This window comes from Cryobacterium sp. BB736, assembly GCF_014980265.1.
GTDB lineage: Bacteria > Actinomycetota > Actinomycetes > Actinomycetales > Microbacteriaceae > Terrimesophilobacter.
Map to the genome: position 1 here is coordinate 78,487 of NZ_JABXWQ010000006.1, position 22,816 is coordinate 101,302.

A 22,816-nucleotide genomic window follows, 5' to 3' on the forward strand; every position below is an offset into this window, starting at 1 on the left:
GTCAGAGGTCGGCGTGCAGCTGCCAGACGCGCTGTGCCGAGTCCCGCCAGCTGAAGGCGCGGGCGCGGTCGGGGCCGCTGAAGCGCAGCTGCTGGGCGAGCTCTTCGTCGGCGAGCACCCGCGACACCGCCTGCGCGAGTCGTTCCGGGTACTGCGCGGCCGGTTCGCGCGGCACCGCCAACCCGGCCTCCGCGGACACCTCGAGCAGTGCCGGCGCATCCGAGTGCACCACCGGGGTGCCCAGGCTGAACGCCTCGATCACAGCCAGCCCGAACCCCTCGGCGAGGCTCGGCACCACGAACACGTCCGCCTTGGCGATCGCGACCGCGAGGTCGGCGTCGGCGATGAAGCCAAGGCTGCGCACTCGATCTGGCGGCAGTCCTGCGTCCGCGGCGATCGCCTGGATGTCCACGCCGCCTGCCCCTGAAGGCCCTGCAATGAGGAGAGGCAGATTCGTGGCATCCGGATGCGCCAACGACCGGATGAGCGGCTCGATGCCCTTGCGCGGCTCGAGCGTGCCTGCGCTGAGGATGTAGCGCTCGGGAAGGCGCATGCGCACGGCCCGCGCATCCGGGTCGACAGGCAGCTTGAGCTTCGAGCTGACCGCGCCGCCGATCACCCGGATGCGATCGCCGAAGTCGTACAAGTCGCTCAGTTGGGAGGCGACCGCGAAACTGGGCACGACGACCGCGTCGGCGTACTTGTGGGCGCGCTTGGCCATGGTCTTGTTCCAGGCGATGCGCTCCTTGCTGAACACCTCTGGATGCGACCACGCCATCGTGTCGTGGATGGTGACGACGATCTGGTCCGAGACGTTCTGCACGCGGTCGTGCTTGCTCAGGGGCGCGAGCAGGCTGGTGGCGTGCACCATGCCTCGGCCCTGGACGCGTCCCAGCCCGGCGGCCCAGGCGCGGCGCAGTTCTCGCCGCTGCAGCTTGAACTTCTCCAGTCCGGCAAGCCCCGGCAGCAGCATCTCGAGTCGGTCGTAGTCCTCCTGCGGCGACGCGGACACCAGGCCGACGACATCGGCACCGCGCGGGGCGGTGCTGATGAGTTCGCGGGTGAGTTCCTCGGTGTAGCGGCCGATGCCACCGGGCACGGGTGCGACGATCTGGTCGACGATCACTCGCAGGGTAACCAACTACTGCTCCAGTACTCCTCGGGCCGCTGCGGAGGCCAGGGCTTCTCTCCAGTCACGCAAGGGCTCAAGACCGACCCGGCGCCACGCGTCGTGCCCGAGCACCGAGTAAGCGGGCCGTGGGGCTGGCCGGACGAACTGGGCGCTGTCGGTCGGCTTGACCCTATCAGGGTCCAGACCGGCCTCCTCGAACACCGCTTTGGCGAAGTCGAACCAGGTCGCGGCTCCTGAGTTGGTGCCGTGGAAGACTCCGGATGTGACGCCCGCGTCGAGCAGGGAGACGATGCCTCGGGCGAGGTCGAAGGTCCAGGTCGGCTGACCGAGCTGGTCGGTGACGACGCTGACGGTGTCGTGGGTTTGGGCCAGTCGGAGCATGGTCTTGGCGAAGTTGGGGCCGCCCGCGCCGTATAGCCAGGCGGTGCGCACGATGATGGTGCGGGTGGGGTTGTTCTGCAGGGCGAGGCGCTCGCCGGCGGCCTTGGTGCGGCCGTAGGCGGAGACCGGATTCACCGCGGCATCCTCGGGGTAGGGGCTGGTTGCGGTGCCGTCGAAGACGTAGTCGGTGGACAGCTGCACGAGCGTCGCACCGGTGGCGGCCACTGCGGCCGCGAGGTTGCCGGCGCCGGTTGCGTTCACCGCGTAGGCGGCGTCCTCGTTGGACTCGGCGTCGTCAACCTTGGTGTAGGCGGCGGCGTTGAGGATGACGTCGTATCCCGCGACTGCCTCGGCGACGGCATCCGGATCGGTCACGTCAAGGTCGGCGCGGGTAAGCGCGGTGAAGTCGTGCCCGGCGAGCACTTCCTGCAGGTCCTGGCCGAGCATGCCGCCGGCTCCGGTAATGAGGTATCGCATCAGTTCAAACGTAGATGATGGGGGGCCCGCCGAGGTCGGACAGCAGCTCGAAGTCGCGGTCCTGCGTGACAACGGGAAGGTCGTTGGCGAGTGCGATGGATGCGATCCACAGGTCGTTGACGTTGGGTCGTTTGCCTGCCGCCGTTATGGCGTGCCTTAGTCGGCCCCAGTGCGAAGCCGCGGCCGAGTCAATGGTGAGCATGGTGAGACCAGCCAGTGCCTCCATCGTTGCGAGACGGTCGGCACGTACGTGGGAGTCCTTTGCCGCGTGGATGCCCGCGACAAGTTCACCGCGTGTGATCGTGCTGACGTATTGCTCAGTCGGGAGCGATCCGAAGTCGAGTTCCCGACCCTGCTCGATCGCGACGAAGATGCTGGTGTCGAGTAGCCCTCTTGGATGCGGAAGCCTCGCCGTCACTGGATCGGTCCCAGGTCGTCAGTCGTGTCGTCCCAAAGGTCGTGCGGGTGCGGTTCGGTGATCGGGCGCTTCGGCCGCAGCGACATGAGTTCGGCCACGGTGAGGAATTCGCGTCGCGGAGCTTCAATAGCCGTGAGTTTCGCAGCGGCGACACCGTTCACCGTGATGGTGATCTCCTCACCCCGGCGCGCCCGCTCAATCACTGAAGCGGTGTTGTTACGCAGTTCTCGTACCGGTACATCGGTCATGTAGCACACTGTAGCACCGCATAGCCCATCGGCGGTCGGTGGTTGAGGGATTACGCGAAGCGCGATCGTCTCGAAACCGGCTCGGGCGCGGTGGTTTCGAGACGGTCGCTTCGCGACCCCGGGGCCACCGGAACTCCTCCACAGGCGGCGTGCGGGATGACTTGTCCGCGGTTGGCTCGAATGTAGCTACGAATGTCGGGCGATGGTGTCACCATCGAAATATGACCACAACGACCCGCTTCGACCCCCTCGCTCCCGGCGCTGTCGCCGGCATTCGCGACCTGGGCGATGACGCGTTGGTGGTGGCCGCCCGCACCCTGGAGGAGGACTACGGCCGGCTGGTGGACGTCGCCCGGCTCGCGATCGCCGCCGAGGTGGAGCACCGCTCCCGCCGCACCCTGGGCGGTGACGGGCTGGCCGCCAAGCTCGGGTGTCGCAGCGGCACCGAGCTGTTGGAGCGCACCACCGGTGCCACGGTGGCCACCATCCGCAAACGGGTCCGGCTGGGCGAGAAGCTGCGGAGCAGAAGCAGCCTGACCGGGGAGCTGTTCCCGGCCCAGTTCCCGGTGCTCGCCGCGGCACTGTCCGAAGGTCAGCTGTCGCAGGACATGGCCGCGGCGATCGTCGACGAGCTGGCGCCGACGATCGAGCGGGTGAACCCCGACCACCTCCGAGCGGCCGAGACGGCGCTGGTGGAATCGGCCAGCGAGCCGACCACCACCGCGGAGGAGCTGAAGATCCAGGCCATGGTGTGGCGGGTGACGATCGACCCGGACGGGGTGGAGCCCGAGGAAGAGGAAGCGCTGGCGCGGCGCGGCATCCGGCTCGGCAAGGCCGTCGGCGGGTTGGTGCCGATCACCGGGAACCTCACCCCGCTGGTGGCCGGCCAGTTGCAGCGGCTGTTCAACGCCTACCTCACCCCACGCACCGCACCCGTCTTCCTGCCCAGCGACGGCGACGAGTCGTCCGGTGCGGAGGGTCCGGTGATGGAGGATGACCGCACCCCGGACCAGCAACGCCACGACGTGCTCGGCGGCATCCTTTCTGCCGCGGCCCGCGACCCGGAGACCCCGAAGGTGAACGGGGCCGCCCCGACGGTGCTGGTCACCGTCACCGCGAACGACCTGAACCAGGGCACCGGCGCCGGCTGGGTCGACGGCATCAACGCCCCGATCTCACTGCGCTCGGTGCGGCAGCTGGCCTGCACCGGAGAGACCCAAACCGTCACCCTGGACGCCACCGGCGCGGTCATTCAACTGACCAGCCCGACCCGGGGGTTCACCGCCCAGCAGCGCAAGGCGATCGGAGCCCGCGACGGCTACCACTGCGCCGCCCCGGGCTGCGGCACCCCCGGCGACTGGTGCGAGATCCACCACGTCACACCCCACGCAGACGGCGGACCCACCAGCGTCGACAACGGGGTGCTCCTGTGCTGGCACCACCACCGCACCCTCGGCAGCTCCGGCTGGGAGATCCGCATCAACGACGGAGTACCCGAGTTCAAACCCCCACCCTGGATCAACCCCGACGGAACCTGGATCCGCACCACCAAGGCCAAACCCCGCCTCACCGCAGCACTCAAACGCGCCCTCAAAGAGACCGCTGAGTGACACTCGTGCTCGAGCCTGTCGGGGTCGAGGTTGCAAGGTGAGCGAGCCCCCCGGCGATCGAGCTTGTCGAGATCCGCTGCAAGGGACAGCTCGACCACCGAGGTTCCCCTTTGAAACCGGAGGAACGTGCTCAAATCGTGAGAAGAGCCCATAGCCGGGCAGGCGTGGCTCTGGGTAGCGTCCTTCGCATGAGGGCTTTGCGACTCGCCGCCGGACTAGCCACACTCCTGCTGCTGACTGGATGCGTCCCGGAGGTCGCCACTGAAGTGGCGGCCCCGAGCCCGACGGCCCCGTCCTTGAGCGAGCCGACGCCTGAACCAACGCCTGAGCCGACCTTTGATGCGAACGTGACCACCGCCGTCGTCTTCGGTACCCGCGTAGAGTTTCGAAACGCAGCGGGCGGCCTCATCGACAGCGCCAGCTTCGATAGTGCGTCGGCGGAATTCCTTTCAAAGATGACGGAGCACTTCGGTGCAGCCGACAAAATGTACGACGACGGCTTGTGCGCCTACAACGCATACGGGGAGGGGTTTATCGTCCCTTACCGGTCCGACGGCAGCTACGGCGCAGAACTTATCGTGATCGCATCAGACGTCAACGGGATCCGCGTCGAGATACCGAGCGGCATCAGCGTTGGAGAGGAGGCGGCTGCACTTGCTGCATCTGTCTCTCCCGAGCTCAAAGTTGATTACGAAGGCCATGGTCGGAACTGGTCACTCTTGTATGACGTAGCGGGCTGGTGGGGATTGGATACAACTGAAGCTCAGCAATACGGGGCCAAAGCCTGGGTGGACGACGGAACGCTGACCCGCATCATGGTCCCTGCCACCGTTGGCACGATGCACACCAGCTGCTGACCGGGTGGTTTCGAGACGACCGCTTCGCGATCCCTCAACCACCGGATCTCGACGAGCTCGATCACCGGCCCATCGGATCTCGACAAGCTCGATCACCGAATGCTCGACCGCCGAAAAGCTATTGGCCCTGCTCTTTGTAGCGCGCCTCGGTGGCGTCCTTCTGTGGGCCCCACCAGTCCTCGTGGTCGCGGTACCACTCGATGGTCGCCGCCAGCCCAGCCTCGAAGTCGGCGTATCGTGGCGCCCAGCCCAGCTCATCCCGCAGCTTCGACCAGTCGATCGCGTAGCGCAGGTCGTGTCCAGGTCGATCGTTCACCAAGTCGTACGCGTCTCCCGATTGACCTAGCTGCGTCAGAATCAGTTCGACCACCGACTTGTTGTCCTTCTCGCCATCGGCGCCGATCAGGTAGGTCTCGCCGATCCGGCCCTTCTCGAGAATGGTCAGTACCGCCGACGAGTGGTCGTCGGCGTGGATCCAGTCGCGCACGTTCTCGCCCGTGCCGTAGAGCTTTGGGCGCTCCCCACGCAGCACATTGGTGATCTGGCGCGGGATGAACTTCTCGACGTGCTGGTACGGACCGTAGTTGTTGGAGCAGTTCGAGATCGTCGCTTGCACTCCGAACGACCGCACCCAGGCACGCACGAGCATGTCGCTTCCGGCCTTGGTCGATGAGTACGGGCTCGACGGGTTGTACGGCGTCTCCTCGGTGAAGCGCTCCGGGTCGTCCAACTCCAGATCGCCGTACACCTCGTCGGTGGAGATGTGGTGGAACCGGATGTTGTGCTTCCGCGCCGCCTCCAGCAGCACATAGCTTCCGACGATATTGGTGTCGAGGAACGGCCGCGGATCGTGCAGCGAGTTGTCGTTGTGGCTCTCAGCGGCGTAGTGCACAACGGCATCGACTCGGCCGAACAATTCATCGACCAATGCCGCGTCCGCGATGTCGCCCTTGACGAACTCGTACCGATCGTCGGGCAGACCATCGAGCGAGCGCAGGTTACCGGCGTACGTCAGCTTGTCGAGCACGACTACGGAGTGGTCGGTGTTGTCGATCAGATGGTGCACGAAGTTCGAGCCGATGAAGCCGGCACCGCCGGTGACGAGGATTCTCACGTCTTCAGTCTCCCTGCTTGTTCAGCCTTCGGCGAATCAGCGCCGACCGCAGCGACAGCCCCATGGTCAGGGTCACGCGCACTGGCCACATGAGCGGCCCCGAGTACTTCTTGTTCAGGAAGGTGCGCGCACTGTCGTGGTGCACCGAGATCATCCGTGCCGACTCCGTCGTCGTCGAGTGAGCCCCGGTGTGGGTGACGCTCGCCCCCGGCTGGTACACGTTGCGGTAGCCGGCCTTGCCGAGTCGGTAGCCGAGATCGACATCCTCGAAATACATGAAGTAGTCCGGGTCGAAGCCGCCCACCTCGTCGAATGCCGACTTGCGTACCAGTTGGCACGACCCCGACAACCATCCCGCGTCGCGCCTTGACTGCGCGCCGTCCCAGTCGTTGCGGTACCTGCGGCTCCACGGATTGCCGGGCCACAGGTTGAAGAACATCGCGTGCCCGACCCCTGTGCGCAGCGACGGCACCGCACGCGCCGACGGGTACAGCGTGCCGTCCGAGTTGTACACGGCCGGCCCGATGGCGCCGATCGCCGGGTCCTCATCCGCGGTCTCAAGCAGGCTGTCGATGCTGCCCGGAGCGAGCGCGACATCCGGATTGCTGACCAACACCCACTCGGTGTCTGCAGGCAGTCGCTCCACACCGGCGTTCATGCCCCCGCCGTAACCGACGTTATTGTCCATCGGCAGCCAGATCGCGCCGTGCTTCTCCGCCAGCTCCTGCACCGGGCCACCCGGTTCCGGCTTGTTGTCGGCGATGACCACGGTCATCGGATGCGCGGATGCGGCTGGCAAGGATTCGAGGAACGCGCCCAGCACTTCCTCCGAGCCGTAACTGACGGTGACGATGCCGACACGGCCCGTGCGCGCGCCATCCACCTCAGTCATGATGCCGACAATCCTAGTTCGCGGCACTTCGGGCACCTGAACGCCTGCCTAGACTCGGATCGTGCCAGCAACGTCTCCACTCGCCGTCTCCGTCGCGCTGTGCACCCACAACGGGATGCCGTACGTCGCCGAGCAGGTCCGCAGCATCCTGCACCAGACGCGGCCACCAGCTCAGCTTGTCTTGTCGGACGACGACTCGACCGATGCCACCATCGAGACGGTCAACAAGGTGATCGCGCGCTTCCGCGCGGAACGTCCGGACCCCGGCATCAGCGTGACGATCCTCGAGAACAAGCCGGCGCTCGGCGTCGTGCGCAACTTCGAGGGCGCCGTCGCGGCGTGCACCGGTGACCTGATCGCACTGAGCGACCAGGACGACCTGTGGGTGCCCGACCGGCTGGAGCGGATGGTGGCCGAGTTCGAGCGGCGGCCAGAGCTCACCCTCCTGCACACTGACGCCCGGCTCGTCGACGGCGACGCCAAGCCGCTCGCGTCGCGGCTGTTCGACGCGATCGAGTTCACCCCGCAGGAGCAGCAGCTCGAGCGCGAGGGGCGGGCATTCGAGCTCCTGCTGAAGCGCAACGTGGTCACCGGTGCAACGACCATGTTCCGGCGTGACCTGCTCGAGCGAGCGCTCCCGTTCGTCGACGACTGGGTGCACGACGAGTGGCTGGCCATGGTCGCGTCCGTGTTCGGCACGGTCGACTTCCTCCCGGATGCGCTCGTCGACTATCGTCAGCACGGCGGCAACCAGATCGGCGCTGCGAAGCTGGATGCCCGCGGCAAGCTGGCGCGCCTGCAGGAGCCGCGGAGCGAACGCAACCAGCGACTGCTTTCGCGCGCGGAGGCGCTGCACGATCGACTCACCGAAGCAGACGCCCCGGAGAAAGCGATCGACGCGGCCGCGCGCAAGGTCGAACACGAGAAGCACCGGTCGGCCCTCCCACGCGCCCGCGCTCTCCGCATCGTTCCGGTGATCGCCGCGGCCATTCGCGGAAGGTACAGCCGCTTCGGCAGGCCGCGCTACGACCTCATCCGGGACCTCATCCAGCCGGACCGCTAGGCGCTCGCCGGTAGACTCGGCCCGTGCAGTTCCGAGAGCTTAAGGTTCCTCATGCCCTGGAGATCACTCCCGTGCAGCGGGGCGACGATCGCGGCGTCTTCATGGAGTGGTACCGCCACGACCTTCTTGCCGAGCAGGTCGGGCACCCGCTGACGCTGCGCCAGGCGAACACCTCGGTGTCCCGCCGCGGCGTCGTGCGCGGCATCCACTACGCCGACATCCCGATCGGGCAGGCCAAGTACGTCACCGCGCTGCGCGGGGCGGTCCTTGACTTCGTCGTCGACATCCGGGTCGGCTCGCCGACCTTCGGGCAGTGGGACTCGGTGCTGCTCGATGACACCGACCGGCGCGCGATCTACCTCGCCGAGGGGCTCGGCCATGCGTTCGTGGCGCTGACCGACGACGCGACCGTGAGCTACCTCGTCAGCGACGTCTACCGTCCTGAGCGCGAGCACGGCATCAACCCTCTCGACCCGGAGGTGGGTCTGGTGTTCCCGGATGCGGCGGGCGAGCTGATCCTGTCTCCGAAGGACACGGATGCGCCCGGTCTCCTCGAGGCGAGCGACCGCGGGCTGCTGCCGACCTGGGACGCGGCGAACGACTTCTACCAATCACTGAACTACGGAAGCGGGGCATAGATGCGCGGCATCATTCTCGCCGGCGGCTCAGGAACACGCCTCTGGCCGATCACCAAGGGCATCTCGAAGCAGTTGATGCCCATCTACGACAAGCCGATGATCTATTACCCGCTGTCGACGCTGATGAGCGCAGGCATACGCGAGGTGCTCATCATCACAACGCCTGACGACCAGGAACAGTTCCAGCGGCTCCTGGGCGACGGAGGCGAACTGGGCATCCGGCTCGAGTATGCAGTCCAACCCCGGCCGGAGGGGCTTGCCCAGGCGTTCATCATCGGTGAGGAGTTCATCGGCCATGAAAAGGTCGCGCTCGTGCTCGGCGACAACATCTTCCACGGTGAGGGACTCGGCTCGAGCCTGCGCGGGCACACCGACATCGACGGCGCCCTGATCTTCGCCTACCAGGTGGCCGACCCGACCGCATACGGCGTGGTCGAGTTCGACGACAGCTTCACCGCCATCTCGATCGAGGAGAAGCCTGCCCGGCCGAAGAGCCGATACGCAGTTCCCGGCCTCTACTTCTACGACAACACCGTCGTCGAGGTCGCGAAGTCGATCACGCCGAGTGCTCGCGGCGAGCTTGAGATCTCCACGGTGAATGAGCGCTACCTCGGACAGGGCAAGCTGCAGGTGCAGGTGCTCGACCGCGGCACCGCGTGGCTGGACACCGGAACGTTCGACTCGATGATTCAGGCCACCGAATTCGTGAAGGTGATCGAGCATCGGCAGGGCTACAAGATCGGCTGCATCGAGGAGGTCGCCTGGCGTGCTGGCTGGATCGACGACGGCCAGCTCACTGCGCTCGCCGAACCGCTCGTGAAGAGCGGATACGGCAGTTACCTGAACGACCTGCTGGCGGATCGGGCGTGAGCAAGGTCCTGATCATCACGGGCGACCCGATCGGCGCGCGGATGGCCGGCCCGGCCATCCGATCCTGGAACATGGCTACCGCGCTCGCTCGCGAGAATGAAGTGACGCTGGTTACCACCACCAGCCTTGAGCGAGTGGATGCGCCGTTCGGGCTGCGTCGCATCCGACCGGGCGAGAACGCAGAGTTCAACGAGCTCGAGCGCTGGGCGGACATGATCGTGTTCCAGGGCCATGCGATGAACCAGTTCGAGGTGCTGAAGACCACGTCGAAGGTCGTCGTCGTCGACATCTATGACCCGATGCACCTGGAGATGCTCGAGCAGGGCAGGGAGCTGGCACGCGCGACCTGGGAGCTGCGGGTGAGCACCGCGACCCACGTGCTCAACGAACAGTTGGCGCTCGGGGACTTCTTCCTGTGCGCCTCCGAGCGCCAGCGGCTCTTCTACCTCGGTCAACTGGCTGCGCTCGGCCGCATCAACCCGGCCACCTACGAGAGCGACCCGCACTTGCGCGGGCTACTCGATGTCGCGCCTTTCGGGCTCGACGCCACACCGCCGAAGCACGAGCGCGCGGTGCTCAAGGGCGTCTTCCCGGGTATCGGCGCCGACGACAAGCTGCTGATCTGGGGCGGCGGGCTCTACAACTGGTTCGACCCCAAGTCCCTCATCAGCGCGGTGGCGGCGCTCGCACAGACCGAGCCGCGGGTGAAGCTGTACTTCCTCGGTACCCGGCATCCGGGTGTCGAGGAAATGGGTATCGTGCGCGAGTCCTTCGAGTTGGCCCGCGAGCTGGGCGTGCTCGGCAGCAACGTGTTCTTCAACGAGGACTGGGTCGATTACGCCGAGCGGCAGAACTATCTGACCGAGGCGGATGCCGGTGTCAGCACCCACATGTCGCACGTCGAGACGACGTTCTCCTTCCGCACCAGGATTCTTGACTACCTGTGGGCTGGCCTCCCGATGGTTGTCACCGAGGGGGACAGTTTCGCCGAGCTGGTGGCGGACGAGGGGCTCGGGGTCGTGGTGCCCGCGCAGGATGTCGGCGCACTGCGCGATGCTCTCGCTCGGGTTCTGTTCGACGACGAGTTCGCGACCGAGGCTCGAGAGAATGTCCGTCGCGTGCGGGAGCAGTATTTCTGGGACCGGACGCTGGAACCGCTTGTCCGCTTCGCGCGCGAGCCGCGGCATGCAGCCGACTTCACAGGCCAGCGCTCGCTTGGCAGTGCAGCAGTTGGCAGCCACCGCAAGCCGTACGGGCTGCGCCACGACCTGCGGATGGCCTGGCACCACCTGCGGCACTCGGGTCTCCGGACGACGTTCACCAAGCTGCGCAACCGGCTCTTCGCGAGGAAGTGAGAGTTCACCTGATTTTCAGGGAACGCTCAGGCGCCGCTTCCTAGCCTGAATCAGTGAAGGTCATGGGTGGGGAGCTTGGTCGACGTCTGCGCCGATTCCCGCTCATTCTGCTGGCGCCACTCCTTGTCTTTCTGACCCTCGGCGCGTGGGCCCTGGCATCACCGGTCGGTTCGAGTCCTGACGACGACTTCCACCTTGCGAGCATCTGGTGCGCGGATGCACCAAATGAATACTGTGGCCCCATTAGCGACCGCGGTTTGATCGAGGCACCAAAGTCCCTGCTCGACTCGGCTTGCTACGCATACGAGCCCGAGGTCAGCGCTGCATGTCAGCCCGAGGACTGGAGCCTTTCCACCACAGAGTTGACCAACCGCGCCAACACGGTCGGCGGCTACCCCCCGGTTTACTACTCCTTCATGAACCTCTTTGCCGGCGCCGATGTTCAGGCGTCGCTAGTGGTCATGCGCTTCATCAACGTCGTGCTTTTCACCGCACTCGTTACCGCTCTCTACCTTCTCCTGCCAGTTGCACGGCGACCAGCGCTCGTGTGGAGTTGGGTTCTTACCACCGTGCCCCTCGGGCTTTTCATGCTCGCCTCCAACAACCCCAGTTCGTGGACGATCATGGGAGTCGGTTTCGGCTGGATTGCGTTACTCGGGTTCTTCGAGACTGACGCGAAGCAGGCTGGGATCGGAAGAAAGGTGGCACTGGGCGCCATATTTGCGCTGTGCGCATTCATGGCGGCGGGTTCGCGCGGTGACGGTGCGCTCTATTCAATTCTGGCCATTGTCGCGGTGGGCATTTTGGCATTCTCGCGATCGAAACGCTTTCTGCTGGAGGCAATCCTGCCGCTTGCGGTCGCGGTGATGTGCGTGATGATGTATCGATTCTCGAGGCCGGTCGAGAGTGTGACGGGCGGCGTCACCTCCGATTCGACGAGCAATTTCTTCGTGACGGTGGCCAACAACCTCCTTCATGTGCCATCACTGTGGTTGGGGATCCTGGGTAAGGATTGGGGGTTGGGGTGGCTTGATACCTCCATGCCGGCCGCCGTCTGGGTGCTCGGCCTGCTGTGCTTCATCGGGGTCGGGTTTGTTGGCATGAAGGGGATGTCGATACGTCGATTCCTGGTTCTGGCAGCAGGAACGCTAGTTCTAGCCCTCATGCCGGCAGTGCTGCTGTCGGCGGCAGGCTCCGACGTGGGAACGAATCTGCAGCCGCGCTACCTCTTACCTCTGGTGGTTCTGTTTGCAGGCATAATGACGCTTTCATCCGGCTGGCGGCCCAACCGGTTGACGGCAGCTCAGTGGATTCTGATTGCGACCGCACTTTCGAGCACCCAACTGCTTTCGCTGCACATCCATATGCAGCGATATGTAGCCGGAATTTCGAATCAGAGCGCGAATATTGATGACCACATCGACTGGTGGTGGGACATATCACTTTCGCCCATGACGGTTTGGGTCATCGGTTCGGTTGCCTATTCGGCTCTGATTTTTATCGTGCTGCATCGAATGAGACGTTTGCCCGGCATCAAGCCACAGGAGACCTCGGACGCAGACAAGGTCGTCGTTGAGCATGCGTAGGGGTGTTGGAGTCTTGGGCGACCAGATGGGAAGGCACAGGCTGTTGCGAAAGCTGAAGTGGATCTATCTCGCTCCGCTACTCGCAGTGATCAGCCTCTTCGCTTGGGCGCTTGCCTCGCCGATGGGCGCCGGACCCGACGATGATTTCCACTTGGTGAGCACGTGGTGCGCGGTCGTGGATGGAACGAATTGCGAGCCAGGAGTTTCGGCGGACACCCGGATCGTGCCAGAGGCGATCCTAGAGTCACCGTGTTTTGCGGGGGAACCCAACCAGAGTGCCGCATGTCAGGAGGACTTTGACCTGACGGGCACTGCCATGGAACTCACGGACCGCGGCAACTTCGTCGGCTCCTATCCGCCGGTGTACTACTGGGTGATGCACGCCTTTGTCGGGAACGACATCGTTGCGTCGGTCGTCATCATGCGACTTGCGAATGTGCTGCTCTTTGTCGGTCTTACCACCGCACTGTTCTGGTTGCTGCCCATTGCTCGGCGGCAAACGCTGATCTTGATGTGGACGATCACGACTGTCCCACTGGGGATGTTCCTGATCGCATCCAATAATCCAAGCGGCTGGGCGATCGTCGGTGTGGGGACCACGTGGCTCGCCGTGCTCGGATATCTGGAAACCACTGGCTGGCGACGATGGGTTCTCGGCGGGATAGCTGCAGTAGGAACGCTGATGGCAGCGGGGTCGCGCGGTGATGCGGCCATCTACGTGGTCCTGGGTATCGGCGCTGCCTTCGTGCTTGCCTTCCCGCGAGCCAAAGAAAACTGGTCGAAGTTCGCTCGAGACGCAATACTGCCAGTGGCTCTCGTCGCAATCTGCTTCCTCTTCTTCGCGTTGTCCAGCCAGTCCAGTTCCGGCGTGTCCGGCTTCACTTCCGGCGCTCCAACAGGCGGCCCGCTCCCCGAGGATGCCGATCCAGCTGAAAGGTTGGAAGGCTTTGGTCGATTCGCCTACAACTTCCTGAACATCCCTTTCCTGTGGGCCGGAAACTTCGGTGAATGGGGACTCGGATGGCTCGACACACCAACGCCGAGCATTGTCACGTTCAGCACAATGGCTTGTTTTATGGCGATCGGCTTCGTTGCGCTATCTCGACTTTGGGGCCGCAAGCTTTTCGTCGTCGCGGGAGCCGGCTTTGCCCTGTGGGCGGTGCCGCTGTACGTACTGACTCAGGGTGGACAAATTGTGGGTGTGGCTGTGCAGCCTCGCTATGTGCTTCCGTTGATTGTGCTCTTCGCGGGGTTGCTGGTGGTGACCCGGGTGGGCGAAACTCTTTCGTTCAGCCGGCTGCAGGTGATACTTGTCGTGGCTACACTCTCCGTCGCGAACCTCGTGGCGTTGCATGTGAACATGCGGCGTTACATCAAGGGCATGGACCATCCGGGTTCGAACCTCGATCTGGGGATCGAATGGTGGTGGGACGGTGTGCCCTCGCCCATGTTCGTGTTTGTGGTGGGGGCCGTTGCTTACGCGGGCTTGCTTGCGATCGTTCTGAGAGCAGTGGCCTGGCCCTCCTTAGCTGTCGCTTCCGCTTCGGCCCATTTGGACCAGCCGACTGACACTCTCGCAGCACCAACGATTCGGTAGTCCGCGACGAAGTGCGGGGTGCGTTCGTCGCCCAGTAGACTGTGACTCCATGAGAGTTCTCGTTGCGATCCCCGCGCTCAACGAGGCGACGGTAATCGCTGACGTGCTCGCATCCCTTTCGGTAGCCCACCCGCTCAGAGATGTCGTCGTCATCGACGATGGATCGCGTGACAATACCGCACGCATTGCGCGAGCGGCGGGCGCCCACGTCCTTTCACACGCGATCAATCTCGGGGTCGGTGCGGCCATGGGAACCGCATTCAAGTACGCGGTCCTGAACGGCTACGACGCGGTCATCCAATTCGACGGGGATGGTCAGCATCGGGCGGAACAAATCTCAGAGCTCATTGCGGCCGCCGAACACTCCGACATCGTCATCGGAAGTCGCTTTGCGAATGGCGGGTCGTTCAAATCGTCCGCCACGAGACGAAACGTTCAACGATTCATCGCGTGGGTTACGTCGGCGTTTGCTCGCACGCGACTCACCGACGCGACGAGCGGATTCCGGATTGCCGGCCCCCGGGCGCTCCAAGTGTTTGCAGAACATTACCCGGTCGAGTGGCTTGGCGACACCGTTGAGTCGATCGTCCTCGCGACCCGGCAGGGGCTCAGCGTTTCGGAGATCCCCGTGGTCATGAACGAACGGGCTGGGGGCGTTCCTTCTCAGTCAGTGCTTCGAGCCACTCTCTATACAGGTCGAATTCTCTTCATCCTTGGACTCGCGACCATTCGAAGCGTGCCTCCGCAGATAAAGGCGTTGAAATTGCGAGAACAAGAGGCGGGGGCGTGACACCTCAACTCGTCGCGATCGTGCTTGCGGTCGTCCTGCTCATCGTGGTCATCTTGCTTCTTCGGTCCTACGTTCTGCCCGAGAAGTACGCAGTGATATGGCTCGTTGCTGCAGTCTCGGCCATCATTCTCTCCGCGTGGCCAGGTCTCCTGGACACGGTTGCGCGATTCCTGGGAATCGGGCAACCGATCAACCTGCTCTTCGTCGGCGGCTTCTTTGTCGTGCTGCTGCTTCTCATGCAAGTTAGTCTCGAGTTAGCCCGCACGCGAGACGAACTCCGCAAGGTGGTTCAGAAGCTCGCCCTCGATATCGAAAGGCGTCCGCATGACGACGCTTGACGCTTTACCCCGTCCCCGTTCCTTCGGTGCCTTTCTTCGGTCGATTCGCCTGATTCACCTGGCGCCGGTGCTCGCGCTTGTCGCGCTCAGTGCCTGGGCATTTGCTTCACCTATCGGCGCCGGGCCCGACGATGACTATCACCTGGTGAGCGTCTGGTGTGCAAACGGCGGGAGCGCGGAGTGTACGCCGGGAGCTGAGTGGAACAACAGGACGGTTACACAAGCGCTTCCGGGTGTCGCGTGCTACGCGCAGGACGCAAGTCGCAGCGCTGGGTGCCAAAACGAAGTGTGGTCGACGCTGATGGAACAGCGCGCCTTGAGCGAGCGCGGAAACTTCGTCGGGGAGTATCCGCACGTCTATTACTCATCCATGCGAATCCTTGCCGGCGGAGACATCCAAACCAGTGCGCTGGTAATGAGGCTCATCAACGCAGCACTGTTCGTGGGGCTTGCGACGGCGCTGGCGTGGCTGCTTCCAGCACAGCGTCGCCGTACTCTCCTGTGGGGCTGGGTGGTTGTCCTTGTGCCACTGGGGATGTTTCTGATCCCGTCCAATAATCCGAGTGGATGGGCGATCACCGGGGTGGGGACCGCGTTCCTCGCCCTGCTTGGGTGGTTTGAGACACACGGACGAAGGCGGTGGGCGCTCGGCGCCCTCTATCTTGTCGGCGTTCTGATGGCGGCGGGCGCGCGGGGAGATGCTGCGGTCTACGCCGCTGGAGCGACGGTCACGGTGTTGATCCTTACGGCGGCGCGGCAACGTCAGTGGGCCCTGCACGCCATTCTGCCCCTGGCTGGCTTTATCATCGCGGTCCTTTTCTTCTCGACATCCGGGCAAGCCGGTGTCTTCGCGGCAGGTTTCAGCGGAGGAGGGGGTGCGACCATTCCCATCTCCTCGGATCAGACCGGAGTGGAGGCGCCGCTCGCTGGCTTCGGGCTCGCTGCCTACAACCTGCTCATGCTTCCGTTCCTTTGGACGGGAGTGTGGGGATCATGGAGTCTGGGCTGGCTCGACACCCAGCTGCCTGCGATCGTGCAGTGGGCGGCAACGGCAGCATTTGTCGTCTTCGGATTCGCAGGGATCGGCTTGCTCACCTGGCGAAAAGCCATTGCGACAGGTGGCGTGCTGTTCGTCCTGATTGCGCTTCCGGTGCACGTGCTGACGGCGGGGGGCGACAAAGTAGGGGCGAATCTGCAGCCTCGCTACCTGCTCCCGCTTATCGTGCTGCTCGTGTTCCTGCTGGTCTTCGAGCCCGCGGGTGCCCGCCTCCGATTCACCAGGGTGCAGACGTTCGTGATCCTCGGCGCGGTTGCGCTCGCGAACCTCGTCTCGTTGCAGGTCAACATCCGTCGCTACGTCACCGGGGCAGACCAGCAGGGTCTGAACCTCGACTCAGGCGCCGAGTGGTGGTGGGCAGGCTTCCCGGTCGGTCCGACGGCAGTGTGGGTGGTTGGCTCGCTGGCTTATGCAGGGTTGCTGGCCGTGCTCTGGCCACAGTTGAGTCGAGTGACCCCAGTGCTTCCTGAACCCCTGGAGTCCAGCCTCGTCCACGGAAGGTTCAATCGCTGGGCGTTGTGAGCGTCGGCAGCGTCGCGCCTTCATACAGCCGCGGTGTGCGGTTGATGGTGTTGATGGCGTGCGTGAAGTCGACGCCGACGATGTCGAGATACCACTTGAGGTTCGGGTAGCGCGGCGTGTTCTCTTCTTGCACGAGACGCAGGGCTTCGTCGCGAGTAAGGTCGCCCTCGCGCACCTGGTTGCTGCGGAAAGTGTCATGCTCAGTGAAGCCGGCGATCGTGTAATACGCGTAGTTGTAGAACGCCGCCGTTCCGTCGCCGATGCGCCACGTGGTCTGGGTGTCGGGGGCGCGCTCCCAATCGTACTCGCCGTCGAGTGTGTCTTCGATCTGCTTCTCGTCCCACCGCCAGTAGTCGAAGATGTGGAAGTAGTCACTCTTCTTCGTGAAGCTGCGGTAATACTCGCCCGAGAGGGTGTCCCACAGTGAGCGGTTGAAATAACCGGGGCTCTTCAGCATGGCGCGACCCCTAAGCGACTGGTAGCGCAACTGCTTCATCGCACCGTGGCTGTAGACACGCTCTTCAGCGAAGTCGGGAGGCACGCCGAGAAAGCCCGACTTGAAGTGGGTGACTTCGAGCGGGTTTATGCCCCACAGGTTGAGGCTGATCCCGGTCTGCCGCTTGATCGTTTCGACGTGACGGAAGAAGTGCTTGTCACCCGCGGTGAGCACGCTGAGCATTCCGAGGTGGGGTGACTTGAGCCAGGCCGTGAGGTTGCGCCGAATGTAGTCTCGCTTCTTCGTGATGTCGGGGGCCACGATGATGTTTTCCACGCCCAGCTGGGCAGACATGCGGCTGACGTTTCGGCGGCCGAGATCGGTGACCATGCCCCAGTCGTACGTGTACGTGATGGGGCGCAGTTTGAGCTCATGGATGATGAGGTGCAGGCCGTACGAACTGTCGCGACCACCGGAGAAGGGCACGACCACTTCGTCGCCGTGCGAGCGTCGGTAGGGCTCGATCAGTTCGAAAAGCTCTTCCTTAGGCCGGGGGTGATTGCGCGGCTTGTAGTTGAGGCAGTAGTTGCACACGCCGTCTTCGTCGAAGGCGATGTACGGCATGGTCTCGGGCAGAATGCATCGCGTGCACCGGCGGAGATTGTGGGTGGGGTACTGGAGGAGGCTCTCCTCTTTCGCGGAGTAGCCGAGCCCGGGGACGAGGTCGATCGAACGGTTCGCCCACTCGACGATGGCGACCTCGTCCTCTTGCGCCGGAACTTCCAGGATGACGGCGTCGCGAACCTGGCGGATGTTCTCGGCGCCGAGTTGCTCGAGCGGATAGCTCTCAGAAGAGAAGGCGACACCGTTGGACTTGTCGCCGAGGAAGAGGCTGCCGTTGTTGGAGAAAAGCAGCAACTTCCCGAGCCGGGGGATGAGGGCGGCGCACGCGACCACTCCCTCGGTGAGCTCGAGCACGCGCTCAGCCGCGGTTTCGACTGTTCCGCCTTCTTCAAGGTGCGTGGCGATGATGGCCGGAATCACCTCGGTGTCGATTTCCAGCTCAGGGGTCTTGCTGATCAGCGGCCACACTTCCGTGTGATTGACAACGATGCCGTTGTGCAGCACCACGATCTGCTCCCGCATCACCGGCTGGTTGTCTGCGGTGCCGTTGGTCACGAGCCGGCTGTGACCGAAGAAGAGGGCCCCAACCGAAGGGATGCGCTTCAGGAGGCGGTCAATCGGGAGGTCTGCACGGTAGGCGTTGTAGGCGTCCTTGCCCCGAACCACCATGCCGCTCGAATCGCGACCACGCTGCTGTGCGTGCTTGACCAGTGTCTTCACCGACCCGGAGTCGAGGCTGTCTGGGCCGACAAAGCCAAAGATTCCGCACACGTATGATTTCTCCGATTCCGAGGAGGGGTTTGCAGCCGACATCATGCTGCTAAGGCCAGCAGGCCAAGGCCAAGAGGCAAAGAGCCGTTCAATTATGCCACGTTGGACTTGACCAAGCGCTGCATGCGCGATCCGGCGCAATCCAGAAGCTTCGCTCGGTTGCTTCTCGCAGGATAAGCGAAGGGTGCCCTCGTTACGCTTTCGACGTGTCTCGCCCGCAATTCACGTCAGTCAAAAGAGCGCTTGTTGTCTCCTATTCACCAGTGACCCGCGACGCTCGGGTTACGAAACAGATCGGCTGGCTCGAGTCTGCTGGTTACCGCGTTGATGTCCTCAGTCGCGGCCCCGAGGCCCCTGGTGCGACGGGCCGATTTCTTCGGATCGGCTATCCGAATCTTCTCGTAAGACTTGCCATCTACGTTTTTCTTTCTCCGCGCGCTCGCTTCCATCGACTCGTGGGGCGAAGACTGCCGATATCGGACCTTGCGGGTCACAAATACGATCTCATGGTCGTGAACGACCTCCATTTGCTGCCCTGGGTTGTGGAAGTTGCCAGCGATCTTTCCAAAGGGCCGGTGACGCTCGACCTGCACGAAGTGTATTCCGGCACCGTTTCCGGCCCACTCTTCAGATTTCTCCACGGCCGATACGACAGTTGGCTCTTGACGTTTGTGCCTTCCCCCGTTTTCACCAAGCGACTTACGGTCGCCGAGGGCATCGCGGATTACTACCGAGACAGGTACGGCATACCTCGGCCCGATGTGATCAAGAATGTGGCTCCATATCAAGAACTTGAACCGTCCCCTGTCGATCCAGAGAGGATCGTGCTCGTGCATCACGGCTATGCCGCGACCGCGCGTGGCATTGACGTCATGCTCGATGCCGTGCTTGAACTCGAGCCCCGATTTGTCTTCGTGCTCATGGTGCTCGGGAATCGGCGTTCGCTTGCTCCGCTGCGTCGGCATCCAGCGGTTGTAGCAGGCAGAGTTGAATTTCGTTCTCCTGTGCCTGTCACAGAAGTTGCGTCGGCGCTGAACGACTGCGACCTCGGGGTGATGTTCCTCCCGCCCCGCTTCCTCAACAACGTCTACGCGTTGCCGAACAAGTTCTTCGAGGCAGTTCAGGCACGTCTCGGGATCGTGATCGGGGAGAGTCAGGAGATGGTCGGCTTCGTTCGGGACTACGGCTTGGGCATCATCGTTACGGGTTGGGAGGCTTCTGACTTGGCGGCGGCAATCAACAGATTGTCGACCGAGGAGATAGTTGCCATGAAGACGGCAGCTTCTCTGGCGGCTTCGGACCTCTCAACAAGGGGCGAAGGGCCGAAATTTCTGTCCCACGTCGGTGCATAGCCTCCACTCTTGGGGTCATTATTGGGACCTGCGAGGTTGCGTTATAGGCATCCTTGCTCCCTTGTGACACTTCTCAAGTCGGGGAGAGGGCACGCGGTTCCTGGCCGCGGTTGGCCTGAGTTCGGAACCGGCTAAGGCTAATTCTCAGGGGACTGATCCTCAAGCGGCCAGCTTTCCGATGACCCGGTAGGCGACACCCGGCCACTGCTCGGCGGACGAAACCCGTCGTCCGTCGATGAATGCCTTGATGCCTGGCAGGTCATCAGCTTTGAGCGCGCGATATTCGTCGTGGTCGGCCTGAACCACTGCGGCGTCGACGGACTCGCCCAAATGGTATGGCGCGAATCCGAGGCGAACGAGTTCTTCATCGTCAAAGAGCGGGTCGTGCACGAGCGGCACTGCGCCGCGCGCCTTCAGCGCCTCTACGGCGCCGAAGACCCCGGAGAATGCAGTTTCTTTCACCCCGCCGCGGTAGGCGGCTCCGAGGACAGCAACTCTCGCACCGGTGAGGTCTCCGTAAGCCCCCTCCAGCAAGCCAATGGTGTACTCGGGCATGCCGGCATTCGCGGCGCGGGCCGCGGATACGACGGTGGCCTCAGGGTCAGTCCACAGGTACAGCCGCGGGTACACCGGGATGCAGTGACCGCCGACGGCGATACCGGGCTGATGGATGTGACTGTACGGCTGTGAGTTCGACGCCTCGATCACCTGGTAGACATCGATTCCCGCAGTCGCGGCGAACCGCGCGAACTGGTTCGCGAGCCCGATGTTCACATCACGGTAGGTCGTTTCCGCGAGTTTCGCGAGCTCAGATGCCTCGGCACTGCCGAGGTCCCAGACCCCGTTCCCGCGGGGCAGGTCGGGGCGATCATCGAAGTCGAGCACGGCGCGGTAGAACTCGACTGCGCGCTGAGCACCGCGCTCCGAGAGTCCGCCAACGAGCTTGGGGTACTTGCGGAGGTCCTCGAACACCCGACCGGTGAGCACGCGCTCCGGGGAGAAGACGAGGTCGAAGTCGACCCCCTCCTTCAGTCCGGATGCTTCTTCGAGAAGTGGCTTCCATCTTGTGCGCGTAGTACCAACTGGGAGAGTCGTCTCGTAGGACACAAGGGTGCCGGGGGTCAACACCTCGCCCAGAGACCTGGTTGCGGCATCCATCCATCCGAAGTCCGGCTCAGCGGTGACCTCGTCGACAAAGAGCGGCACGACAAGCACGACGGCGTCGGCTCCGGGCACGGCCTCGGAGTAGTCGGTGGTGGCGCGGAGCTTGCCGGCTGGAACGAGCTCGGAAAGCATTTCTTGAAGGTGTGCCTCGTTGGGGAACGGCTCGATGCCCTGGTTGACGAGGTCAACTGTGCGTTGGGAAACGTCAACGCCGACCACGTCATGGCCCTTGCTGGCGAACTGGACAGCGAGCGGAAGCCCGATCTTGCCGAGGGCGATGACGGCGATCTTCAAAGAGTCTCTCCAGGGGTTGAGTAGTTTGACGGGGTTGGCATGCTGGTTCAATGCTACGTGCGGATAATTGCGAGGCTCTCGTCGACAACACGCTCTGCGATCGCACTCAGGGAGAACTGGCCTGATGACCACTTTGCCAGTTCCGCGCGGTCAGGCGGTGGCAGTGGTGCCGCCGCAGCAGCGTTCATCGCCGTCGCAGCCTCGTCAGCGTCGTACCCGACGGCCACGCCGGCGTAGGGATGGTCCGCTTGGCGCAGAAACTCCACGGTTGGGCCTGGGCCGGCGAAAATGACAGGGCATCCGGCCGCGAGCGACGCGTATACCTTGGTGGCGAGGGCATAGTTGTTCCTCGGGACGGGCGCCAGGCTGGCGACGGTGGCGGTGGCTGCGGCGAGGATGGTCGAGAGCGCCGCCGGTGGAATCGGTGCGTAGAACTCCACAGACTTCTCAATCCCGAGCCCGCGCGCTTTGGCTTGCATCTCTTCACGGTCTTCGCCGTTGCCGTAGTACTCGAGGCGGGCACCGGGGTGCTGGTGCAGCACCTGGTGCATCGCTTCGACGAAGATTCCTGCGCCATGCCATTCCGAGTGTGTCCCGGCGTAGATGAACACCGGCGGCTCGGGCGGCGCCTGGCCGTCGTATCGGAAGTCTTTGGTCTCGGCGCCGAAACCGATCGGCACGGCGGGTGTCATGATCCCGGCGATGCGGAAGCGGTCAGTCAACGGTTGGTGCGCGGAGAAGAGCATCATTGCGCCGCTCAGACCCCATGCCTCGACACGGCGCAGCACACCCAGAATCAGGCGGGAACTCGTCACCATCTCGGCCGCCTCCGACCAGTAGTCGGCGGCGCGCACGACATACGGGGTGCGGCGAAGAGCGGCGACCACGCGGACCACCGCGACGGTCGTCGGCGGAGGCTCGACGACGTAGAGATCAGCTCTTCGGGAGAACAGCAGCCGGAAGGCGAGCGGGATGTCGAAACTCAAGTAGCTGAGATATCCGCGCACGTACTGCTGCCGATCGCGCTTGACGGGCGCCCTGCGCACCTCGATGCCCCGGGGGTCATCAATGACCGCGCCCCGTGGCGGTTTCGCGGTCAGGATTGTGACGTCACAGCCGCGCTCCCGGAATTCTTCCGCCCAAGTGCGCAGAATCCCCGATGCCGCCGAGATTTCCGGCCCGAAGATCCGAGTGGCAATGACTACTCTCATTTGTCCCCAGCGAGAACTC

At 63.8% G+C, this 22,816-nt stretch carries 22 protein-coding genes; 12 read left to right on the plus strand and 10 right to left on the minus strand.

Going from position 1 to position 22,816, the window contains the following annotated elements; genetic code table 11:
* Window position 1: 1 nt before the first annotated feature.
* From IRG63_RS12645 to IRG63_RS12660, 4 genes are read right to left on the minus strand one after another with little or no spacing between them, the layout of a single operon-like run.
* The gene (locus IRG63_RS12645; protein ID WP_193510350.1) at window positions 2–1,141 is read right to left on the minus strand and encodes a glycosyltransferase family 1 protein; all 1,140 of its coding nucleotides are present in this window, start codon (window positions 1,139–1,141) and stop codon (window positions 2–4) included.
* On the minus strand, window positions 1,142–1,993 hold the full coding sequence (rfbD, locus tag IRG63_RS12650) for a dTDP-4-dehydrorhamnose reductase (RefSeq protein WP_168626901.1): 852 nt from the start codon (window positions 1,991–1,993) through the stop codon (window positions 1,142–1,144). It abuts the gene before it with no gap.
* A gap of 1 nt (window position 1,994) precedes the next feature.
* Complete coding sequence (locus IRG63_RS12655) at window positions 1,995–2,408, minus strand: PIN domain-containing protein (RefSeq protein WP_193510351.1); 414 nt, start codon at window positions 2,406–2,408, stop codon at window positions 1,995–1,997.
* On the minus strand, window positions 2,405–2,656 hold the full coding sequence (locus tag IRG63_RS12660; protein WP_193510352.1) for a type II toxin-antitoxin system Phd/YefM family antitoxin: 252 nt from the start codon (window positions 2,654–2,656) through the stop codon (window positions 2,405–2,407). Before IRG63_RS12660 ends, IRG63_RS12655 begins: the two co-directional genes overlap by 4 nt.
* Window positions 2,657–2,877: 221 nt before the next feature.
* Here IRG63_RS12660 and IRG63_RS12665 point away from each other — a divergent pair, with 221 nt between their 5' ends.
* Both IRG63_RS12665 and IRG63_RS12670 read left to right on the plus strand, forming a co-directional pair.
* The gene (locus tag IRG63_RS12665) at window positions 2,878–4,266 is read left to right on the plus strand and encodes an HNH endonuclease signature motif containing protein (protein WP_193510353.1); all 1,389 of its coding nucleotides are present in this window, start codon (window positions 2,878–2,880) and stop codon (window positions 4,264–4,266) included.
* A 347-nt stretch (window positions 4,267–4,613) separates the two neighbouring features.
* Window positions 4,614–5,123: a hypothetical protein gene (locus IRG63_RS12670; RefSeq protein WP_193510354.1), complete on the plus strand. Its 510-nt coding sequence runs from the start codon at window positions 4,614–4,616 to the stop codon at window positions 5,121–5,123.
* Window positions 5,124–5,241: 118 nt separating this feature from the next.
* Here the strand turns inward: IRG63_RS12670 and rfbB are convergent, their stop codons facing one another.
* Both rfbB and IRG63_RS12680 read right to left on the minus strand, forming a co-directional pair.
* Window positions 5,242–6,237 carry a dTDP-glucose 4,6-dehydratase gene (rfbB, locus tag IRG63_RS12675; RefSeq protein WP_193510355.1) on the minus strand — a complete coding sequence of 332 codons (996 nt, stop codon included), beginning with the start codon at window positions 6,235–6,237 and terminating at the stop codon, window positions 5,242–5,244.
* Window positions 6,238–6,241: 4 nt separating this feature from the next.
* Window positions 6,242–7,129 carry a glycosyltransferase family 2 protein gene (locus IRG63_RS12680; protein ID WP_227412154.1) on the minus strand — a complete coding sequence of 296 codons (888 nt, stop codon included), beginning with the start codon at window positions 7,127–7,129 and terminating at the stop codon, window positions 6,242–6,244.
* 61 nt (window positions 7,130–7,190) lie between these two features.
* Between IRG63_RS12680 and IRG63_RS12685 the strand changes: the two genes are divergently transcribed.
* The 9 genes from IRG63_RS12685 to IRG63_RS12725 all read left to right on the plus strand — a co-directional run bounded on the left by IRG63_RS12685 (window position 7,191) and on the right by IRG63_RS12725 (window position 16,945).
* Window positions 7,191–8,192: a glycosyltransferase family 2 protein gene (locus tag IRG63_RS12685; RefSeq protein ID WP_370566265.1), complete on the plus strand. Its 1,002-nt coding sequence runs from the start codon at window positions 7,191–7,193 to the stop codon at window positions 8,190–8,192.
* 23 nt (window positions 8,193–8,215) lie between these two features.
* Complete coding sequence (locus IRG63_RS12690) at window positions 8,216–8,830, plus strand: dTDP-4-dehydrorhamnose 3,5-epimerase (protein WP_193510356.1); 615 nt, start codon at window positions 8,216–8,218, stop codon at window positions 8,828–8,830.
* Window positions 8,831–9,700: a glucose-1-phosphate thymidylyltransferase RfbA gene (gene rfbA, locus IRG63_RS12695; RefSeq protein ID WP_193510357.1), complete on the plus strand. Its 870-nt coding sequence runs from the start codon at window positions 8,831–8,833 to the stop codon at window positions 9,698–9,700.
* The gene (locus tag IRG63_RS12700; protein ID WP_370566266.1) at window positions 9,697–11,055 is read left to right on the plus strand and encodes a glycosyltransferase family 4 protein; all 1,359 of its coding nucleotides are present in this window, start codon (window positions 9,697–9,699) and stop codon (window positions 11,053–11,055) included. The genes rfbA and IRG63_RS12700 overlap by 4 nt, the downstream gene beginning before the upstream one ends.
* Window positions 11,056–11,117: 62 nt before the next feature.
* Window positions 11,118–12,641 (plus strand): DUF2142 domain-containing protein, encoded by a 1,524-nt coding sequence (locus IRG63_RS12705; RefSeq protein ID WP_227412173.1) that lies wholly within the window; start codon window positions 11,118–11,120, stop codon window positions 12,639–12,641.
* A gap of 43 nt (window positions 12,642–12,684) precedes the next feature.
* Window positions 12,685–14,238 (plus strand): DUF2142 domain-containing protein, encoded by a 1,554-nt coding sequence (locus IRG63_RS12710; RefSeq protein ID WP_227412155.1) that lies wholly within the window; start codon window positions 12,685–12,687, stop codon window positions 14,236–14,238.
* Window positions 14,239–14,287: 49 nt separating this feature from the next.
* The gene (locus IRG63_RS12715; RefSeq protein WP_193510359.1) at window positions 14,288–15,028 is read left to right on the plus strand and encodes a glycosyltransferase family 2 protein; all 741 of its coding nucleotides are present in this window, start codon (window positions 14,288–14,290) and stop codon (window positions 15,026–15,028) included.
* A complete protein-coding gene (locus IRG63_RS12720) occupies window positions 15,025–15,366 on the plus strand; it encodes a DUF2304 domain-containing protein (RefSeq protein WP_168626434.1) in 342 nt (113 codons plus the stop codon). Before IRG63_RS12715 ends, IRG63_RS12720 begins: the two co-directional genes overlap by 4 nt.
* On the plus strand, window positions 15,353–16,945 hold the full coding sequence (locus tag IRG63_RS12725) for a DUF2142 domain-containing protein (RefSeq protein ID WP_168626435.1): 1,593 nt from the start codon (window positions 15,353–15,355) through the stop codon (window positions 16,943–16,945). Before IRG63_RS12720 ends, IRG63_RS12725 begins: the two co-directional genes overlap by 14 nt.
* On the opposite strand, the gene IRG63_RS12730 is transcribed toward IRG63_RS12725, so the two are convergent.
* Complete coding sequence (locus IRG63_RS12730; protein WP_227412156.1) at window positions 16,926–18,917, minus strand: hypothetical protein; 1,992 nt, start codon at window positions 18,915–18,917, stop codon at window positions 16,926–16,928. The two genes, IRG63_RS12725 and IRG63_RS12730, sit on opposite strands and share 20 nt — an antisense overlap.
* Window positions 18,918–19,033: 116 nt before the next feature.
* The gene (locus tag IRG63_RS13960; protein ID WP_255506814.1) at window positions 19,034–19,741 is read right to left on the minus strand and encodes a hypothetical protein; all 708 of its coding nucleotides are present in this window, start codon (window positions 19,739–19,741) and stop codon (window positions 19,034–19,036) included.
* Here IRG63_RS13960 and IRG63_RS13965 point away from each other — a divergent pair.
* Window positions 19,649–20,128 (plus strand): glycosyltransferase, encoded by a 480-nt coding sequence (locus tag IRG63_RS13965; RefSeq protein WP_255506807.1) that lies wholly within the window; start codon window positions 19,649–19,651, stop codon window positions 20,126–20,128. The two genes, IRG63_RS13960 and IRG63_RS13965, sit on opposite strands and share 93 nt — an antisense overlap.
* 159 nt (window positions 20,129–20,287) lie before the next feature.
* Here the strand turns inward: IRG63_RS13965 and IRG63_RS12740 are convergent, their stop codons facing one another.
* Together IRG63_RS12740 and IRG63_RS12745 are read right to left on the minus strand one after the other, a co-directional pair.
* Window positions 20,288–21,586, minus strand: coding sequence for a nucleotide sugar dehydrogenase (locus IRG63_RS12740; protein WP_168626438.1), 1,299 nt, complete (start codon window positions 21,584–21,586; stop codon window positions 20,288–20,290).
* A 53-nt stretch (window positions 21,587–21,639) separates the two neighbouring features.
* A complete protein-coding gene (locus IRG63_RS12745; RefSeq protein ID WP_193510360.1) occupies window positions 21,640–22,797 on the minus strand; it encodes a glycosyltransferase in 1,158 nt (385 codons plus the stop codon).
* Between the last annotated feature and the right edge of the window lie 19 nt (window positions 22,798–22,816).

Coding starts and splice junctions, on each gene's coding strand:
- IRG63_RS12715 (WP_193510359.1), top strand. CDS start 14,288: ATGAGAGTTCTCGTTGCGATCCCCGCGCTCAACGAGGCGACGGTAATC.
- IRG63_RS12705 (WP_227412173.1), top strand. CDS start 11,118: ATGGGTGGGGAGCTTGGTCGACGTCTGCGCCGATTCCCGCTCATTCTG.
- IRG63_RS12725 (WP_168626435.1), top strand. CDS start 15,353: ATGACGACGCTTGACGCTTTACCCCGTCCCCGTTCCTTCGGTGCCTTT.
- IRG63_RS12745 (WP_193510360.1), bottom strand. CDS start 22,797: ATGAGAGTAGTCATTGCCACTCGGATCTTCGGGCCGGAAATCTCGGCG.
- IRG63_RS12665 (WP_193510353.1), top strand. CDS start 2,878: ATGACCACAACGACCCGCTTCGACCCCCTCGCTCCCGGCGCTGTCGCC.
- IRG63_RS12660 (WP_193510352.1), bottom strand. CDS start 2,656: ATGACCGATGTACCGGTACGAGAACTGCGTAACAACACCGCTTCAGTG.
- rfbA (WP_193510357.1), top strand. CDS start 8,831: ATGCGCGGCATCATTCTCGCCGGCGGCTCAGGAACACGCCTCTGGCCG.
- IRG63_RS12680 (WP_227412154.1), bottom strand. CDS start 7,129: ATGACTGAGGTGGATGGCGCGCGCACGGGCCGTGTCGGCATCGTCACC.
- IRG63_RS13965 (WP_255506807.1), top strand. CDS start 19,649: ATGCTCGATGCCGTGCTTGAACTCGAGCCCCGATTTGTCTTCGTGCTC.
- IRG63_RS13960 (WP_255506814.1), bottom strand. CDS start 19,741: ATGCCGACGCAGCGGAGCAAGCGAACGCCGATTCCCGAGCACCATGAG.